General features: G+C 34.1%; 17 protein-coding genes and 1 tRNA gene. 4 read left to right on the top strand and 14 right to left on the bottom strand.

What is annotated here, in order from left to right; all coding sequences use genetic code 11:
* Nucleotides 1-91: 91 nt before the first annotated feature.
* Nucleotides 92-832: a monofunctional biosynthetic peptidoglycan transglycosylase gene (mtgA, locus tag OA85_RS05995; RefSeq protein ID WP_039108573.1), complete on the bottom strand. Its 741-nt coding sequence runs from the start codon at nucleotides 830-832 to the stop codon at nucleotides 92-94.
* Nucleotides 832-1,944, bottom strand: a complete 1,113-nt coding sequence (locus OA85_RS05990) for an FAD-binding oxidoreductase (protein WP_039108572.1) — start codon at nucleotides 1,942-1,944, stop codon at nucleotides 832-834. The genes mtgA and OA85_RS05990 overlap by 1 nt, the downstream gene beginning before the upstream one ends.
* A gap of 212 nt (nucleotides 1,945-2,156) precedes the next feature.
* On the opposite strand from OA85_RS05990, the gene OA85_RS05985 reads away from it, so the two are divergent.
* The gene (locus tag OA85_RS05985; protein WP_039108571.1) at nucleotides 2,157-4,058 is read left to right on the top strand and encodes a S9 family peptidase; all 1,902 of its coding nucleotides are present in this window, start codon (nucleotides 2,157-2,159) and stop codon (nucleotides 4,056-4,058) included.
* Between the two features lie 66 nt (nucleotides 4,059-4,124).
* On the opposite strand, the gene accC is transcribed toward OA85_RS05985, so the two are convergent.
* The 6 genes from accC to pdxA all read right to left on the bottom strand — a co-directional run bounded on the left by accC (nucleotide 4,125) and on the right by pdxA (nucleotide 9,128).
* Entirely contained in the window at nucleotides 4,125-5,471 is a 1,347-nt protein-coding gene (gene accC, locus OA85_RS05980; RefSeq protein WP_035669422.1) for an acetyl-CoA carboxylase biotin carboxylase subunit, read from the bottom strand.
* 92 nt (nucleotides 5,472-5,563) lie between these two features.
* Entirely contained in the window at nucleotides 5,564-6,043 is a 480-nt protein-coding gene (gene accB, locus OA85_RS05975) for an acetyl-CoA carboxylase biotin carboxyl carrier protein (protein WP_039108570.1), read from the bottom strand.
* A 23-nt stretch (nucleotides 6,044-6,066) separates the two neighbouring features.
* Nucleotides 6,067-7,065 (bottom strand): beta-ketoacyl-ACP synthase III, encoded by a 999-nt coding sequence (locus OA85_RS05970; RefSeq protein WP_039108568.1) that lies wholly within the window; start codon nucleotides 7,063-7,065, stop codon nucleotides 6,067-6,069.
* A gap of 173 nt (nucleotides 7,066-7,238) precedes the next feature.
* Entirely contained in the window at nucleotides 7,239-7,433 is a 195-nt protein-coding gene (gene rpmF / locus OA85_RS05965; protein WP_007137315.1) for a 50S ribosomal protein L32, read from the bottom strand.
* Between the two features lie 9 nt (nucleotides 7,434-7,442).
* Nucleotides 7,443-7,994 carry a DUF177 domain-containing protein gene (locus OA85_RS05960; RefSeq protein ID WP_039108566.1) on the bottom strand — a complete coding sequence of 184 codons (552 nt, stop codon included), beginning with the start codon at nucleotides 7,992-7,994 and terminating at the stop codon, nucleotides 7,443-7,445.
* Between the two features lie 84 nt (nucleotides 7,995-8,078).
* Complete coding sequence (gene pdxA / locus OA85_RS05955) at nucleotides 8,079-9,128, bottom strand: 4-hydroxythreonine-4-phosphate dehydrogenase PdxA (protein WP_039108565.1); 1,050 nt, start codon at nucleotides 9,126-9,128, stop codon at nucleotides 8,079-8,081.
* A 58-nt stretch (nucleotides 9,129-9,186) separates the two neighbouring features.
* Between pdxA and OA85_RS05950 the strand changes: the two genes are divergently transcribed.
* On the top strand, nucleotides 9,187-9,774 hold the full coding sequence (locus tag OA85_RS05950) for a riboflavin synthase (protein WP_039108564.1): 588 nt from the start codon (nucleotides 9,187-9,189) through the stop codon (nucleotides 9,772-9,774).
* A gap of 425 nt (nucleotides 9,775-10,199) precedes the next feature.
* On the opposite strand, the gene OA85_RS05940 is transcribed toward OA85_RS05950, so the two are convergent.
* Both OA85_RS05940 and mce read right to left on the bottom strand, forming a co-directional pair.
* Nucleotides 10,200-10,273 (bottom strand) — tRNA-Ile (locus OA85_RS05940).
* 141 nt (nucleotides 10,274-10,414) lie between these two features.
* A complete protein-coding gene (gene mce, locus OA85_RS05935; RefSeq protein ID WP_039108562.1) occupies nucleotides 10,415-10,816 on the bottom strand; it encodes a methylmalonyl-CoA epimerase in 402 nt (133 codons plus the stop codon).
* A gap of 226 nt (nucleotides 10,817-11,042) precedes the next feature.
* On the opposite strand from mce, the gene OA85_RS05930 reads away from it, so the two are divergent.
* Nucleotides 11,043-12,704, top strand: coding sequence for an Ig-like domain-containing protein (locus tag OA85_RS05930; RefSeq protein ID WP_039108561.1), 1,662 nt, complete (start codon nucleotides 11,043-11,045; stop codon nucleotides 12,702-12,704).
* Here the strand turns inward: OA85_RS05930 and OA85_RS05925 are convergent.
* The 4 genes from OA85_RS05925 to OA85_RS05910 all read right to left on the bottom strand — a co-directional run bounded on the left by OA85_RS05925 (nucleotide 12,699) and on the right by OA85_RS05910 (nucleotide 17,025).
* Nucleotides 12,699-13,463, bottom strand: a complete 765-nt coding sequence (locus OA85_RS05925; RefSeq protein WP_039108560.1) for a nitrilase family protein — start codon at nucleotides 13,461-13,463, stop codon at nucleotides 12,699-12,701. The genes OA85_RS05930 and OA85_RS05925 overlap by 6 nt on opposite strands.
* A gap of 83 nt (nucleotides 13,464-13,546) precedes the next feature.
* The gene (locus OA85_RS05920; protein WP_039108559.1) at nucleotides 13,547-14,293 is read right to left on the bottom strand and encodes a succinate dehydrogenase/fumarate reductase iron-sulfur subunit; all 747 of its coding nucleotides are present in this window, start codon (nucleotides 14,291-14,293) and stop codon (nucleotides 13,547-13,549) included.
* A gap of 53 nt (nucleotides 14,294-14,346) precedes the next feature.
* Nucleotides 14,347-16,347 (bottom strand): fumarate reductase/succinate dehydrogenase flavoprotein subunit, encoded by a 2,001-nt coding sequence (locus tag OA85_RS05915; RefSeq protein ID WP_039108558.1) that lies wholly within the window; start codon nucleotides 16,345-16,347, stop codon nucleotides 14,347-14,349.
* A gap of 12 nt (nucleotides 16,348-16,359) precedes the next feature.
* Nucleotides 16,360-17,025, bottom strand: a complete 666-nt coding sequence (locus tag OA85_RS05910) for a succinate dehydrogenase cytochrome b subunit (RefSeq protein ID WP_039108557.1) — start codon at nucleotides 17,023-17,025, stop codon at nucleotides 16,360-16,362.
* A 368-nt stretch (nucleotides 17,026-17,393) separates the two neighbouring features.
* Here OA85_RS05910 and OA85_RS05905 point away from each other — a divergent pair, with 368 nt between their 5' ends.
* Nucleotides 17,394-18,755 carry a hydroxymethylglutaryl-CoA synthase family protein gene (locus tag OA85_RS05905; RefSeq protein WP_039108556.1) on the top strand — a complete coding sequence of 454 codons (1,362 nt, stop codon included), beginning with the start codon at nucleotides 17,394-17,396 and terminating at the stop codon, nucleotides 18,753-18,755.
* Nucleotides 18,756-18,797: the final 42 nt, after the last annotated feature.

Below are 18,797 nucleotides of genomic sequence, written 5' to 3'. Positions count from 1 at the left end.
TACTTTCTCTACAAAACAAAACCGTAAAATCTTTTAATTAAGAGTTTACGGTTTTTTAGTTTTTGTGCGATTATCTTCCTAACCAAAGAATCTAATATTCCAGTTTCCCCACATGTCGCATGATACGGACAATTTTAGATTTTCTATTATTGATATAAGATGAAGAACTTGTTGCCGAATATTTTCTTGGATTTGGTAATATCGCAGCAATTCCTGCTGCTTGTTGCGGTGTCAAACTAGAAACATCTTTTCTATACCAGTGTTGTGCTGCTGCTTCCGCACCATAAACTCCATCACCCATTTCGATACTATTCAAATATACTTCCATGATGCGTTTTTTCCCCCAGATAGTCTCTATCAAAACGGTAAAATATGCTTCCAATCCTTTTCTTAAATAACTACGCCCTTGCCAAAGAAATACATTTTTGGCGGTTTGTTGTGATATCGTGCTTCCTCCTTTTATTCTGCGTCCTCTTTCGTTACTTTTATACGCTTTTTGCATCGCGGTAAAATCGAAACCATTGTGTTTCAAGAAAGTTCCATCTTCACTGGCAATCACCGCTTTTTGTAAATTAACTGATATATTTTCAAGAGGTTCCCAGTCATGACTGAAGTAATTTTCTTTCCCAGCCATTTTATTTTCAATGGCACGAATCACCATCAAAGGAGTAAATGGTACCGGAACAAATTTAAAAAGCACCACAAAAAACAAAGAGATTCCCAGAAACCACAAGAAAACTTTAAATAAAAAACGGGTTAGTTTGCTCATAAAAGTTGTTGGTTCTTTTTTTGCGGGTTGTTTTGATCTTTTTGGTGTTATTTTCGTTGCCATTATACTAATTCTGCTAATTCTGTTCCTATTAAACTTCCTATTGCCACTCCCATTCCTCCCAATCGTACACCACAAAATACATTATCTGATAGTTGCGAAACGATAGGATTCTTGCTATTGCCAATGCCCATTATTCCGCTCCAACTGTGTGCAATTTTGAAATCCTGATTCGGCAAAATTACTTCTTTTAATAATTCTTCCAATTTTTTTTGCACGATTTCTGTTTGCCCAAATTCGGTAGTTGTTTCCGTCTCAAAATCAAGGTTTCTACCCCCGCCTAGCAATATTCTGTTACCAATATTCCTGAAATAATAATACCCTCTATCAAAATGAAACGTCCCTTTTATATCTAAATTTTTAATTGGCTCTGTAATCAAAACTTGTGCTCTGGCTGGTTTTACAGCACCATTAGTAAGTGCGTTTGCAAAACCATTCGTAGCAAACAACAATTTTTTAGTAGTGAAATTAAAATCACCAAGCGCTACTTCGACTCCATTACCTTTATCTAAATACGACGTTACCGTTTGTTGGTTTAGAATCAAAATATTTTCATTAATCGCTTGTTTCAACAAAGCCTGCATCATATTTCCAGTATCAATCTGTGCTTCAAAAGGATTAAAAATCAAATATTCCTGAATGCCGCTAAAACCAAAACGATCGACTTCTTTGGCAAAAACATCGGTTTTAAAAAGTGGTCTTAAAATTTCATTGATAAATGGTAATTTCCCAACGCATTCGCTATAACTGTTTTCATCCGTATTCAAAAACAACTCATAACCGCCGTAAGGCTTGAAATCGATCCTGTCGTCACCAAGTCTTTTTCGCAATAGTTGCAGTCCTTTCCATCGTTTCTGAACAAGATTGACAACTTCCTCTTCTGAATGGGATTTTAAATCATCAATAATTTCCGAAAGGCTTCCAAAACAGGCAAAACCGGCATTTTTAGTACTGGCTCCTTGCGGCAACATCCCTTTTTCCAGAACAAGAATTTTACTTTCAGGGAATCTTTCGCGCAAGCGTAATGCAGTATGCAAGCCCACAATACCGCTCCCCACAATCGTATAATCTACGTCAGTAAACCAGTTTTTTAATTCCCAATAGCTCAAATCCATATCCAAATATTTTTTATAAAAATAATAATTTTTAGGATTTATTCTGAATTTATTTCAGGAGCTAATCCCGCTATCCGTTACAATCTTTTATTTTTTAAAAGAAAAAAATAAAAGGATTTCCTCTATTATCGGGGCTAAAAAGCAAGTGTTAAAAACGAAAAACATCAACTTAAATAGGCTATTTTTATAGCTTGAAAAAATCAATTTTTAAAATGAAGAAAATACTGTTTACAACACTAATAATGATGAGTCTAAATGCTATGGCACAAAATGTAATGACCCCTGAATTACTTTGGAAACTAGGAAGAGTAACCCCATTAGGTATTTCAAAAGACGGAAAAAATGTAGTTTATAAAGTAGCAACTCCTTCTGTTGAAGAAAATAAATCAAACTCTAAAATTTACACTTTACCCTTAAGTGGCGGAAATCCAACTGAAATAAACGATACCAAAGAAGTTTTAAAAGACAAGAACATTTCTCCTGACAGAAAGTATATTGTTTATAATGAAGAAGTAAAAATTGACAAGGTTTTAGGGAAAGATTTTTATCCCGCTCTTGAAAAATCAGAAGTTCAAATCTACAATGGACTAGATTATCGCCATTGGGATACTTGGAACGAAGGCAAATTCAACCATGTTTTTTATAAAGAAAACAAAGAAGGCGCTGTTGGAATCGACATTCTGAAAGGAGAGAATTTTGATAGCCCACAAAAACCTTTTGGTGGTGACGAAGATTATATCTGGTCTCCAGACAGTAAAAGCATTTTATATGTCAGCAAGAAAAAAGCAGGTACAGAATATGCTATTTCAACCAATACCAATGTTTTCGAATACAATTTGGAAACTGGAAAAACTAGTAACAGAACCGAAGATAATCTAGGTTATGATACCGCTCCACTATTTTCTCCAACAGGAAATTTGACTTGGTTACAAATGAAGCGTGACGGTTACGAATCAGATAAAAATGATATTATTGTCAGCTTCAAAGGAATGAACATGAACCTAACCGCAAACTGGGACGGAACAGTTGATCATTTTATGTGGAGTAATGATGGTAAAAAAATCTACTTTGTTGCACCAATAGACGGAACAAAACAATTATTTGAAGTTAATTTTCCAGGACTTACCAAAATTGCAATCAATGTTCATCAAATCACTAATGGCGATTTTGACGTCAATGATTTGGTTGGTTTTTCAGGTGACAATATCATCGTAACGAGAACGGACATGAACCATGCTGCAGAAATTTATTCTTACCATTTGAAGAAAAACACTTGGAAACAACTATCAAATATAAATACAGCAAGCTATAATTCATTGGCGTTAAGCAAAACCGAAAGAAGATATGTAACCACAACCGACGGTAAAAAAATGCTGGTTTGGGTAATCCTTCCACCTAATTTTGATGCGTCAAAAAAATATCCAACACTTTTATTTTGTCAAGGAGGACCACAGGCACCATTGACACAAGGGTATTCCTTCCGCTGGAATTTCCAATTGATGGCGGCTAACGGCTATATTGTAGTGGCACCAAACCGTCGCGGTATGCAAGGTCATGGAGTGGCTTGGAACGAACAAATCAGTAAAGACTGGGGTGGACAAGTGATGAACGATTATCTTTCGGCAATTGATGATGTGGCTAAAGAAAAATATGTTGATGCCACTCGTTTAGGATGCGTTGGTGCCAGTTACGGAGGCTATTCAGTGTTTTATTTAGCTGGAATCCACAACAACCGATTCAAAACATTCATTGCTCATGATGGTGTTTATAACACTCAAAGTATGTTTGGGACCACTGAAGAGGTTTTCTTTAATAAATGGGACTTTGGTGGTGCTTATTGGGAAAAAGATAATGCTGTTGCTCAAAAAGCGTATACTATATTCAACCCAATGACTCTGGTGGAGAAATGGAATAAACCCATTTTAATCATTCAAGGCGGGAAAGATTTTCGTGTGCCAATAGGACAAGGACAAGAAGCTTTTCAAGCAGCTCAATTGCGAGGAATAAAAAGTAGATTCCTATATTTTCCAGAAGAAAACCATTGGGTGCTGAAACCTCAAAATGCTCAAATTTGGCAAGGTGAATTTTTCAAATGGCTAAAAGAAACCCTTTAATTTGAATTCCGTTTATAAAACAAAAAACCTCACAAAAAGTGAGGTTTTTTTTTATTGAATGTTTTACTATTCTGGATCGTTCATTTTGAAAGTATCCATAAAAGCAGTTGTATAATCTCCTGCAATGTATCTTGGATCATCCATTAATTGTCTGTGAAATGGAATGGTAGTTTTTATACCTTCAATCACAAATTCATCCAACGCTCTTCTCATTTTACTAATTGCTTCTTCACGAGATTGTGCAGTTGTAATCAACTTTGCAATCATGGAATCGTAATTTGGCGGAATGGTATAACCGGAGTAAACATGAGTGTCTAAACGAACACCGTGTCCTCCTGGCATATGAAGTGTTGTGATTTTTCCTGGAGATGGACGGAAATCATTATAAGGATCTTCTGCATTTATTCTACATTCGATAGCATGTAATTGTGGCAAATAGTTTTTTCCTGAAATAGGTATTCCAGCAGCTACCATAATTTGCTCACGGATTAAGTCATAATCAATAACTTGCTCCGTAATTGGGTGTTCAACTTGAATACGGGTATTCATTTCCATAAAATAGAAATTACGGTGTTTGTCAACCAAAAATTCTACTGTACCAGCACCTTCGTATTTAATATATTCGGCTGCTTTTACAGCTGCTTCACCCATTTTAGCACGAAGTTCATCTGTCATGAATGGAGATGGAGTTTCTTCGGTCAATTTTTGATGACGTCTTTGAACGGAACAATCTCTTTCAGAAAGATGACACGCTTTTCCATAAGAATCCCCTACTACTTGAATTTCAATATGACGAGGCTCTTCGATTAATTTTTCCAGATACATTCCATCATTTCCAAAAGCTGCAGCAGATTCCTGACGGGCACCTTCCCAAGCTTTCAACAATTCATCTTCTTTCCAAACAGCTCGCATTCCTTTTCCACCACCACCAGCAGTTGCTTTAAGCATTACTGGATAACCAAAATCTCTCGATAATTGCAAGGCTTGTTCATACGATTCTAAAATTCCTACTGAACCGGGAACACAAGGAACACCAGCTTCAATCATAGTTGCTTTTGCAGAAGCTTTATCACCCATTCTATCAATCATTTCAGGAGATGCTCCAATGAATTTGATACCATGTTCTTGACAAATTTTAGAAAATTTTGAATTTTCAGAAAGGAATCCATACCCTGGATGTATTGCATCTGCGTTAGTAATTTCGGCAGCGGCAATAATATTTGACATTTTCAAATAGGATAAGTTGCTTGGAGGTGGCCCTATACAAACCGCTTCATCAGCAAACTTCACATGTAGACTTTCAGCATCGGCAGTAGAATAAACAGCTACTGTTTTTATACCCATTTCTTTGCATGTTCTAATTACGCGAAGCGCAATTTCTCCCCTATTTGCAATTAATATTTTTTTAAACATCTTCTTGAAATTATAAATTATAATTATAAATTTTAAATTTTTTGAATGATCGAAAAATAATTTCTCATTCAAAATTCATCATTCAAAATTCCTTATGATGGATCTACTAAGAATAAAGGTTGGTCAAATTCTACTGGAGACATATCGTCAACCAATATTTTTACAATTTTACCAGATACTTCAGATTCAATTTCATTAAATAATTTCATTGCTTCAATTACACAAAGCACATCTCCTTTAGAAATTGTTTTACCTACTTCAACAAACATAGGTTTATCTGGTGATGGTTTTCTGTAGAAAGTTCCAATGATTGGAGATTTTATGGTAATATAATGAGAATTTTCTACTACTGGAGCTTCCGCAACTGGAGCTACTGGAGCAATTTGTTGTGGCGCAACGGCTTGTTGAAGTGTATTTTGAGCTGGCATTTGTTGAACATACGTCGTCTCAGTTACATTCCCTTCTAAAGTTGTTCTAATGGTGATTTTAACATCATCCATCTCTAATTTAACTTCTGCAACACCTGAATTTGCAACAAACTTGATTAGATTTTGAATTTCTTTTAAATCCATAATTATTTATTTTTAGTTTAAATTTATTTTTTATCGTATGCCCATTTTAAGTAAATAGAACCCCAAGTGAATCCTCCTCCGAAAGCTGCAAAAATAATGGTATCTCCTTTTTTGAATAAATGTTCAAAATCACTTATTACTAAAGGTAAAGTTGCAGAGGTAGTATTTCCGTATTTCTCAATATTCATTAAAACTTTTGAGTCTTCTAAATTCATTCGACTTGCAGTAGCGTCAATGATTCTTTTATTTGCTTGATGTGGAACTAACCAATCTACATCGTCATTGGTCAAATTATTTCTTTTCAAAATCAGTTCACTCGCATCAGCCATATTAGTAACAGCATATTTGAAAACGGTTTTACCATCTTGAATGATATTGTGCCTATTTTCTTTGACCGTTTCTAAGGTAGTAGGAACTAAAGAACCACCGGCAGGAATTTTCAAAAAGTCACGGCCTACACCGTCACTTCGTAAATATTCATCTTGCAACCCAAGACCTTCGTAATTAGGTTCGAATAAAACTGCTCCGGCACCATCTCCAAAAATAATACAAGTTGATCTATCGGTATAGTCTACGATAGAGGACATTTTATCAGCACCAATCAAAAGTACTTTTTTATATCTACCCGATTGAATATAAGCGGCAGCTGTTGACATTCCATATAAAAAACTGGAACATGCAGCTTGTAAATCATAAGAAAAAGCATTTGTAGCTCCTATTTCAGTAGCCACATACACACCTGTTGATGCTACGGGCATATCCGGGGTAGCGGTTGCCATTATTAACAAGTCTATTTCTAAAGGGTCAATATTTGCTTTAGCTAATAAATCTTTTGCAGCCATAATGGCTAAGTAGGAAGTTCCTTTGTCTTCATCTTTAAGGATTCTTCTTTCTTTTATTCCAGTACGAGAGGTAATCCACTCGTCATTTGTGTCAACCATTGTTTCTAGCACTTTGTTTGAAAGTACAAAGTCCGGCACATAGGCTCCAACTGCTGTAATTGCGGCTGTAATTGTATTCATTGTATTCGATTATTTCTTATCAAATGCTTCCATTTGAAAAATTTTTAAAAGACTTGAAAATTACAAAAAAAATACCAAAACGTATTGATTTAGAACTTCTTATTTAATGAAAATTATAAACAACAAAAAAACTCTCACGATGTGAGAGTTCGAATATCATTTACAAAAATGTATTAAGCAACAGCTACAGATTTATCTATAACAACTTGCCCTCTGTAATACATTTTCCCTTCATGCCAGTAGGCTCTGTGGTATAAATGCGCTTCCCCAGTGATTGGGCAAGTAGCGATTTGTGCTACAGTAGCTTTGTAATGTGTTCTTCTTTTATCTCTTCTTGTTTTGGAGATTTTTCTCTTAGGATGCGCCATTTTACTATATTATTTATCCGTTAATAGTTGCTTTAATTTGTCCCAACGCGGGTCAATATTTTCTTCTTTTTGTTCTTGTTTATGCTCTTTTTTTTGTTCTTTTATTGTTAGTTCTTTCAGTTTTGTCAAGGCTTCGGTGTTTAAACTTCCATCTTTTATTCCTGGATGAACTCGTCTTAGAGGCACGGACAACACTATCATCTCATAGATATACTGTGCGATATCCATTTCAAACTCTCCGTGTGGCAAAATCAACAATTCTTCATTGTCATTATTATACATTTCTCCAAAACGAACAATTAATTTCATTTTACCTTTAACTGGCAAATCAAAATCTTCACTGGTAAGATCACAAGGAACATTTACAGTTCCTTTATGCTTTAAACTTAATTCCAGCATTGTACTTTTCTTCTCTAAAACTACATTTACTTTGATGTCTGAATTTTGAAATTCATTATAATCAAAGATTTCAAAGAACGCATTACTTATTTGATATTCAAATTGATGTTTCCCTAGCTTTAATCCTACGAAAGGAATTAAATATTCTTTTGTCTTGTTCATTTCAACAACAATTTACCCTAAACTTCGGGAGTGCAAAGATATAAAATTATTACAAATCTAATAATGTTATTCACCTTTTTTTGTTCACAACTGTTTTTCTTTTGTTTTCAAAGGTTTTTCACTGATTTCCTTGTATTGATTTCTCGAATGAAAGATATCTATAGCAAGATAAACAGCCTCCTTAAATGAGTTATAATCAGCAACCCCTTTTCCTGCAATATCATAAGCGGTACCGTGATCTGGTGAGGTTCTGATTTTATCCAAACCCGCAGTATAATTAACCCCTTTTCCAAAAGATAATGTTTTGAAAGGAATTAATCCCTGATCGTGATACGTTGCAATAACAGCATCGTATTTGTCATATTGATTGCTTCCAAAAAAACCATCCGCCGCAAAAGGACCAAAAACTAACGTTCCTTTGTCAAATATTTTTTTCAATGCCGGCTTTATTATCAAATCGTCTTCTGTACCTATAACCCCACCATCACCGCAATGTGGATTCAACCCTAAAACAGCAATTTTAGGTTTGTTTATACTAAAATCCTGAATTAACGATTGTTTTATAGTTTCAATTTTTTGCTTAATCAACTCTTCTGTCAAATGTGATGCTACTTCATTCAAAGGGATATGATCCGTCAACAAACCAACCCTTAAATTATCCTGTACCATCAACATTAATGCATTTCCTTCTAACTCTTGGTCTAAATAATCCGTATGACCCGGAAACTTGAAGGCCTCCGACTGAATGTTATATTTATTAATTGGAGCCGTTACTAACACATCAATCAGCCCTTCTTTTAAAGCTTTGGTTGCGGCAACAAATGATTTTATAGCATATTGACCTACTTTCTCGTCATTTGTACCCGGATTTAAATCAACACCCTCTTTCCAAAGATTCAAAACATTGATCTTTCCTAAAACAATTTGATCTAACCTATCAATACCATGAAGCGTTGAAGTAGATTCAAAACTCTTTTTTACAAATGACATTATTTTAACATTGGCAAAAATAACGGGCGTACAAAGTTCCAGCATGCGTGAATCCTCAAATGTTTTCAGTACCACTTCGCTTCCAATACCGTTTAAATCTCCTATAGAAATTCCTACGATTATATTTTCTGCTTTTTTCATCATGACCTCACGTTATTTATTGCTAATTTTGAAGTGCAAATTTAGTAAAATAAAATAAGAAATGTTTACAGGAATCATAGAAACACTTGGCACAATCCAAGAAATAAAAAAAGAGAAAGACAATATTCATATCACAATGAATTCATCAATCACCAGTGAATTACAAATAGACCAAAGTGTAGCCCACAATGGAATCTGTTTGACAGTAGTTGCTTTAAATGATACTTTTTATACCGTAACCGCGATTGATGAAACCATAAAAAAAACAAATTTAGGGTATTGGCAAGAAGGCGATAGCGTAAATCTTGAAAGAGCAATGAAACTGGGCGACAGACTCGATGGCCATATCGTACAGGGACACGTTGATCAAATAGGAACTTGTATCGTAGCCGAAGAAACTAATGGAAGTTGGCTTTATACATTTGAATATGACGAAACACTCAACAATATCACTATAGAAAAAGGATCCATTACTGTAAACGGTGTAAGTTTAACTGTAGTTAACTCGAAGAAAAATCAGTTTAGTGTAGCCATTATTCCTTACACACACGAACACACCAATTTCAATTCCTTTAAAGTGGGCACAAAAATCAATCTTGAGTTTGATGTGATTGGAAAATATGTCTCCAGACTATACTCCAACAAATAGAAAATTACAAAAATCCTATAAAAACAAAAACTCCAATTTAAATTGGAGTTTTTGTTTTTAGTCTAAAGCTATAAATGATATAAATACCAAATAAGACTGTCATTATCATTAAAATAAAAATATTTTCGTCAATAGGCAAGCCCGGAGGAGGAGGAGGTTTTTTTCTTCCAAACGGAGATGGCGCGGGAGGATCACCCGCAAAAGCATTCATAATCCCAAAAAGGAAAATTATTAAAAAATAAAATTTGTTTGATTCAATCTTCATGGGCCTCAAAAATAGCAAATTTACTGAAATAAAAAAACCTATTAAACCATAAATAAGAAATACTTCTCTTATTCTAACAAAGATACGTATTTTAAAGCTTATTGGTTTTGATTATAACTGACAAAACCCTAAAAAACAAATGTTTTAAAGGGTTTTTTTGTGGTCCCACCTGGGCTCGAACCAGGGACCACCTGATTATGAGTCAGGTGCTCTAACCAACTGAGCTATAGGACCGGTTAAGAGTTTGCAATATTACTACTATTTTTCATTCGCTCCAAATATTTTTGACTTAGATTTTCATATAGTTTTATTATTGAATGCTTTCAAATAGAAACTAACTGAATATTAGAATTATAAGTTTTTTTTATTAAAAAGTTATCTTATTTCCTGACATAGCTCAATCAAAACACCATTAGTGCTTTTGGGATGTAGAAAAGCAACCAGCTTATTATCTGCGCCTTTCTTTGGAACTTCATTCAAAACAACAAACCCTTCTTTCTTTAAACGCTCGATTTCCAGTACAATATCCTCCACATCAAAAGCGATATGATGTATCCCCTCTCCTTTCTTGGCAATAAATTTCGCAATAGGACTATCCGGATTAGTTGCTGCTAAAAGTTCAATTTTATTAGGACCAACATTAAAGAACGAAGTCGTCACCCCTTCACTTTCCACTTCTTCAAATTTATAAGGAGCTGCTCCAAATAGCTTTTCAAAAATTAAATTCGACGTTTCTAAATCATTAACTGCAATCCCAATATGCTCTATTTTTTTCATTATTTAAATATTCTATTAGAAATTAATTACAAAATTTAAAGGCAGAAAAATTGTATTTTTTTATAATTCATAAGCCTTAAAGTCTTGTAAAATTACATATTAAAAAGCACAAAAGCAGGAAGAATTACAAAAGTAAGCTTAGTTAAATACCTCATAATAATTCGATAAAAAATTTCGATTACATTAATTATAATTGTTATTTTGTAGATTCTAATTTTGATTTGATATGTTGAAAAACAATTTAAAATATATTTCCTTATTTCTGCTTTTACTTATGATTGGTTGTGCAAAAAGAGGCAGCATTACCGGAGGCTTGAAAGACACTATTGCACCCGTTTTAAAAATGAGTTTTCCCAAAAATTTCAATACTAATTTCAAAGGAAATGAGATTAAATTAGTCTTTGATGAAAATATCAAATTAAAGAATCTAAACAAGCAGTTGATTATTTCACCCCCAATGAAAAATGAACCTTTGATTCTTCCAACAACTGCCAGTAAATTTATTACCATCAAAATAAAAGACACACTGCAGCCCAACACAACTTACAGCTTCAACTTTGGCCAGAGTATAGCAGATAATAACGAAGGAAATCCATTCAATCAGTTCAAGTATGTATTTTCAACCGGAGACTATATCGACTCTTTGTCTATTGGAGGAACTGTAAAAGATGCTTATGAAAAAGATGTAGAATCATTCGTTTCTGTCATGTTGTATGAAGTAAATGACACTTTTAAGGATTCAATAGTATATAAAGAAAATCCAAGATATGTAACTAACACATTGGATAGTCTAAAAACATTCCGTTTAGAGAATCTTAAAGCGGGGAAATACCTTCTTGTAGCAATGAAAGACTACAACAGCAATAACAAATTCAATCCAAAAAAAGACAAAATTGGATTTCACAAACAATTCATTACTATCCCAAACGATACTGTTTACAACGTAGCATTATTTAGAGAAGTACCAGCATTCAAAGCTTTTAAGCCAATTCAAGTGTCTGGAAATAGATTAGTTATGGGATACGAAGGGAAGATTAATCAAGCCCATTTAAGACCTAAAATAATCTTGAAAAACAAGAATGAAATCCTATCCACAATTGTTACCCAATTACCTAAAAAGGACTCCCTGCAAATATGGTACAAACCTATAAAAGCAGATTCGTTAGCTTTGGCTGTAGCCAAAGAGAAATACGATATAAATTTTCCCTTTAAAATTAAAGATCAGAAAAAAGACACTTTAAACATCACCGCCGTACAAAATGGCGTATTAAATTTCAGAGACCGATTCACTTTAGAAACTGCTACACCATTAACAGGTTTTGACAATTCAAAAATAAAATTAGTCAATAAAGCAAATGCACCTGTTGCTTTTACAACTGAATATGATGAATTCAACCAGAAATTGCATTTCGATTTTCAAAAAGAACCATTAGAAAAGTATACCGTTTCGATTCTACCTGGCGCATTGACTGATTTTTTTGAAAAATCAAATGATTCATTAACGTATAAATTAACTACAAAAAGCACCGCTGAATATGGGAATCTTAGTGTCTCTTTGCAAAATGTAAAACAATTTCCAGTCATAGTAGAACTGACTAATACAAAAGGAGAAATTTTAGCTACCGGATACTCTGAAAAAAATACAATAATCGACTTTAATCTAATTGAACCCGCACTTTATACCCTTAGAGCCGTTTACGACGAAAACAAAAATAAAGAATGGGATTCAGGAAGTTATTTAGAAAAACGCCAAGCTGAGGAAGTGATTTATTTTTCTAAGGAAATAGACGTTCGGGCTAATTGGGATGTGAACCAAGTTTTTGACTTAAGTCTTCCATACATTCCTGAACCTAAAAAGAAAACGGATAAAAAGAATAAAAAACTATAATTTTTCTATTTCAAAAGCATCTCTATCATTCAAAAAACCTAACTTTTGTCTGGTTTGTAACATCTTTTCTTTATTTAATTCCGCAAAGAGAATACTTTCAGACTCTACTGGTTCGACAATGTAATTCCCAAGAAAATCTATCGCTTGCGAGTGTCCTATATATTGATAGCCATTATTGTCTTCCCCTATTCTATTAACCCCAATCGCATAGCTCATGTTTTCTATTGCACGGGCTTTAAGCAATGCATCCCAGGCGTTTGTTCTTATTTTTGGCCAACTTGCTACATAAATCAACAAATCATAATCCTCAGAATTCCTAGAGAACACCGGAAATCTTAAATCATAACATACTTGCAGGCAAATTTTCCAATCTAAATACGCTACAATAATTTTTTGGGTTCCGCTAGTATACACTTTATCTTCTCCAGCCAAGGTAAATAAGTGTTTTTTATCATAGAATTGAATTTCTCCTGATGGAAAAACAAATACCATTCTGTTATAGAAATTACTATTTTCTTCTATAACCAAGCTTCCCGTAATAGCCGTTTTTTTGGCTTTCGCCAAAGACTTTAGCCACATCATCGTTTCTCCTTGCATAGTTTCTGCAACATTTGCCGGACTCATAGTAAATCCTGATGTAAACATTTCTGGAAGTACAATCAAATCACTATTAATTGCATTGATTTTTTCTTCGAAATAGTTTCGATTTGATTTTGGATTTTCCCAATAAAGAGACGATTGAATAAGTGCTATTTTCATTTAAAATCATTTTTATAAAGATAAAAAAAAAAACGCATTCAACTTTTACATTGAATGCGTTTATTAATTTCATTTATTAGGTCCTATCCTTTCAAACTTGCCGACATATATTCTCTGTTCATACGAGCAATATTTTCAAGAGAAATTCCTTTTGGACATTCTACTTCACAAGCTCCTGTGTTAGTACAGTTACCAAAACCTTCAGCATCCATTTGGCTAACCATATTTAAAACCCTGTCAGTAGCTTCAATTCTTCCTTGTGGTAATAAAGCGTATTGAGATACTTTTGCAGCAACAAATAACATTGCTGATGAGTTTTTACAACTCGCGACACAAGCTCCACAACCAATACAAGCTGCTGAATCAAAAGCAGTATCAGCATCTTTCTTGTTGATTGGAATTGTGTTTGCATCAATTGTATTACCAGATGTATTTACAGATATAAATCCACCAGCATGTTGAATTCGGTCAAAAGAACTTCTGTCAACAACTAAATCTTTAATTACAGGAAATGCTTTGGCTCTAAATGGTTCAATAAAAATGGTATCACCATCCTTGAACATTCTCATGTGCAATTGACACGTTGTAACACCTCTGTCTGGCCCGTGAGCTTCTCCATTGATATACAAAGAACACATTCCGCAAATTCCTTCGCGACAGTCGTGGTCAAAAGCTACAGGCTCATCCCCTTTCATGATTAATTCATCATTCAAAATGTCAAGCATTTCAAGGAATGACATATCTGGTTCAATATGATCTATAGGATATTCAACTATTTTTCCTTCAGTAGCGGCATTTTTCTGACGCCATATTTTTAATGTAAGTTTCATCTTTTTTTAAGTATTAAGTATTAAGAGTAATCTTCAAGACTTTTCTCGAAATACTATTTATAACTTCTTTGAACTAATTTCACGTTATCAAACACCAACGGCTCTTTATGTAAAACAGCTTCACTTGGTTTTCCAGTGTATTCCCATGCCGCTACGTATGCGAAATTCTCATCGTCACGTTGCGCTTCACCTTCTTCTGTTTGATATTCTTCACGGAAATGTCCTCCACAAGATTCATTACGGTGTAAAGCATCTTTAGCGAACAATTCTCCCAATTCAAGGAAATCGGCAACACGAGTCGCTTTTTCTAATTCTTGATTGAATCCTTTATCCGTTCCTGGAACCTTAACATCTTTGTAAAACTCTTCACGTAAAGCAGCAATTTCTACAATTGCTTCATTAAGTCCTTTTGCATTACGTGCCATTCCAACTTTATCCCACATAATTTTCCCTAATTTCTTGTGGAAATAGTCAACAGAATGTGTTCCGTTATTGTTCATGAATTTATCAATCTGGTCTTTAACCGCTTTCTCAGCAGCTACGAACTCAGGTAAATCTGTAGAAATTGTTCCCATTTTAATATCTGGAGCTAAATAATCACCTATTGTATAAGGCAATACAAAATAGCCATCAGCTAAACCTTGCATCAAAGCCGAAGCTCCTAAACGGTTAGCTCCGTGATCTGAGAAGTTTGATTCCCCAATAGAGAAACAACCTGGGATTGTAGTTTGCAAGTTATAATCAACCCAAGTACCACCCATTGTATAATGTACCGCAGGGTAAATCATCATTGGAGAAGTATAAGGATCCTCATCTACAATTTTATAATACATCTGGAATAAGTTTCCGTATTTACTTTTTACAAGTTCAGTCCCTAATTTAGTTACTAATTTAGTATCCTTAGTGTCCAAACCTTTTACATAAGCTTGCTCATTTCCGTAACGTTGAATAGCTGCGGCAAAATCCAAATAAACTGCTTCTCCTGTTTTGTTTACTCCAAAACCAGCATCACATCTTTCTTTAGCAGCACGAGAAGCTACATCACGAGGCACTAAGTTCCCAAAAGCAGGATACCTTCTTTCTAAGAAATAATCTCTTTCCTCTTCAGATAAATCAGTTGCTTTTTTCTTTCCTTCACGAATCGCTTGCGCATCTTCTAATTTTGCAGGAACCCAGATACGCCCATCATTACGCAATGATTCTGACATTAATGTCAATTTCGATTGGTGATCTCCAGAAACTGGAATACAAGTTGGGTGAATTTGTGTGTAGCAAGGATTTGCGAAGAAAGCTCCTTTTTTGTGGATTTTCCATGCAGCAGTAGCATTAGATCCCATTGCATTGGTTGACAAGAAGAAAACATTTCCGTATCCTCCAGAAGCAATAACAACAGCATGAGCAGAGTGTCTTTCTATTTCACCGGTAACTAAGTTACGAGCGATAATTCCTCTTGCTTTTCCGTTTACGACTACTAAATCCAGCATTTCGTGACGGTTGTACATTTTTACTTTACCACGACCTATTTGACGGTTCATTGCTGAGTAAGCACCCAAAAGCAATTGTTGGCCAGTTTGCCCTTGTGCATAAAAAGTACGAGAAACTAAAGTTCCTCCAAAAGAACGATTGTCTAATAATCCACCATATTCACGAGCTAACGGAACACCTTGTGCCACACATTGGTCAATAATATTAGACGACACTTCAGCCAAACGGTGTACGTTAGCCTCACGAGCACGGTAATCTCCCCCTTTTACAGTATCGTAAAACAATCTGTGAACAGAGTCACCGTCTCCTTTATAATTTTTTGCAGCGTTGATTCCCCCTTGTGCAGCAATTGAGTGCGCACGACGTGGTGAATCTTGAAAGCAAAAAGCTTTTACGTTATATCCTAATTCTGCTAAAGTTGCAGCAGCAGAACCTCCAGCTAAACCTGTACCAACTATAATTATATCTAAATTACGTTTGTTAGCAGGGTTTACTAAATTAATATGATCTTTATAATTTGTCCATTTGTCCGAAATTGGACCACTAGGAATTTTTGAATCTAATGCCATTATAATTTAATATTAATGATTAAAATGATGAAATAATGCAATGAAAATGAAACCAAAAGGAACTACAATTGCAAAAGCATATCCTAAAGTATGCAAAGATTTTGAATATTTATTATTAAAACCTACCGATTGAAATGAGGAGTTGAAACCATGCCACAAGTGCAATGACAACAATAAGAATGAGATGCTATACAATGCTGTACGAACAGGGCTCTCAAATTTTTCAACTAATTCAGGATAGTATCTTGTTGCATCCAATGGATTAACATTTACATACTTGTAAACCATTTCAGGAAACCAAAAATCGTAGAAATGTAGTGCAATAAAAGCCAAAACAACTGAACCGGAAACAATCATGTTTCTTGAAGCCCAAGAAGAATTTGCTGCTCCGTTATTCTTCGCATAAGCAATTGGCCTTGCGCTTCTATTTTTGAAATCCAAAACGAAACCCATAATAAAGTGAAAAACAACCCCTACAATTAATATAGGCTGTATAACGAATTGTACTAAAGGATTGTTTCCCATAAAATGAGAAATAGAGTTAAAAGTATCGGAACTAAAGACCGATGTCATATTGATAAAAAAATGCTGTGCTAGAAACAACATCAAAAAAAGTCCTGAAAGTGCCATAGCTACTTTTTTTGCTATTGACGATTTCAATAATGCAGATTTTGCCATAAGATTTATATAATTTGTTTTAAAAAATTCTACAAAAATAAAGCAATTAGACAGGAACTACAACCTTTTCGCTGTTATTTATAATGATTTTAAAGTGTTTTACACAAAAAAACAAGAAATCCTTAAATATCAAACAAAATTCAAAAAACAGCAAAATAAACGGTTAAACAAAAAAGAAAGAAATCTTAAATATGACATAACGAAATTTACCAAAAATCAACCTACAAAGCGACTAAAATTAACAATTCAATAATTTTTATTATTGTTTATTTCTAAATTAATAAAAACACTCAACTTCTCATTTTATGTACCTAAATTAATTGTACCTAGACAATGCGTTTTTAACTTTACAGGTTAAAAATTGAATAATGAAAACAGGAATTGATTCCATCTCTTTTGATGTTGCCAAAATACATTTACCTATTAAAACTTTGGCAAAAGCCAGAAATATTGAACCTGAAAAATTAGAAAAAGGCCTGGGTTTAATCAAAATGACTTTACCAGATACACATCAAGATACAGTAGTTTTTGCAGCAAACGCTTTAACAAAACTGATTCAAGAAAACAATCTCAATCTGAATGAAATTGCAAGAATATATGTTGGAACCGAAAGCACTATTGACAGTTCAAAACCTATAAGTTCTTTTTTAATTGCCTTAATGGAACAAAAATTTGGAGAAAACACTTTGTCAGAATGTGATGTAGTTGATTTTACATTCGCTTGCATTGGCGGTGTCGACGCGCTACAAAACTGTATCGATTTTGTAAAATTAAATCCAACCAAAAAAGCAATTGTTGTCACTACTGATTTTGCAAAATACGATCTAAACTCTACAGGTGAATATACTCAGGGCGCCGGAGCTTTAGCAATGTTAATTACTTCAAATCCTAGAATCATTGCATTCGACAACAATTGGGCGACAAGCACAAAAGGTGTTTTTGACTTTTTCAAACCGTTTAGAACACTTTCAAAAGAAGAAATCACAGGAAACAAAAACAATGATTCGTGGTTTGACAATCTTGAATCTCAAATAGAAATCCACAAAGACCAACCGGTTTTTGACGGACAATACTCCAACCAATGTTACATGGACCGTACCAGAAACGCCTATTTTTCATTAAAAAAATTAAAAAACACAAGCGAAACAATCTATAATTCCTGGGAAAGCATCATCATGCATTTGCCTTATGCTTTTCAAGGACGTCGCATGCTGTCTGAAATTTATGCTTTGGATGCCGAAAATAAAATTATCTCCGGAAATGAAGACGCTTCGGAATATCAAAATAAATTGAAAGGAATCAGTAAATCTGAAGAATACCAACAATTTGTAAATGAAAAATTAATGCCTGCAGAATTGGCTTCTTCTTTAATTGGAAATCTATATACTGGTTCTATTTTCATGGGATTACTTTCGACTTTAGCACATTTTTACGACACCAAAAAGGAAATAACAAATTCTAAATTTGGCTTTTTAGCCTATGGTAGCGGCTCTAAATCCAAAGTTTTCGAAGGAACCATTCAACCGGATTGGAAAACTGCAATAGCTGACATTAACCTTTTTGAAACATTAGAACAAAGCTTTGAAATTGACTTTCCAACTTACGAAAAACTGCATAAAAAAGAACAAGAACAAAGCATTCAATTTCCAAAAAATGAATGGATTTTGGACCGAATAGAAAAAGAAATTCCGAATCTATTAGGTGCTCGTTATTACAAATGGGTGGATTAAATTATTTAATATCCAATTTTATAGAAACACAAAATACGACAG

Source organism: Flavobacterium sp. AED (assembly GCF_000812945.1).
Classification (GTDB): Bacteria; Bacteroidota; Bacteroidia; order Flavobacteriales; family Flavobacteriaceae; genus Flavobacterium.
The sequence above is the reverse complement of the archived record's forward strand: the minus strand, read 5'-3'. Positions and strand labels throughout refer to the sequence as shown.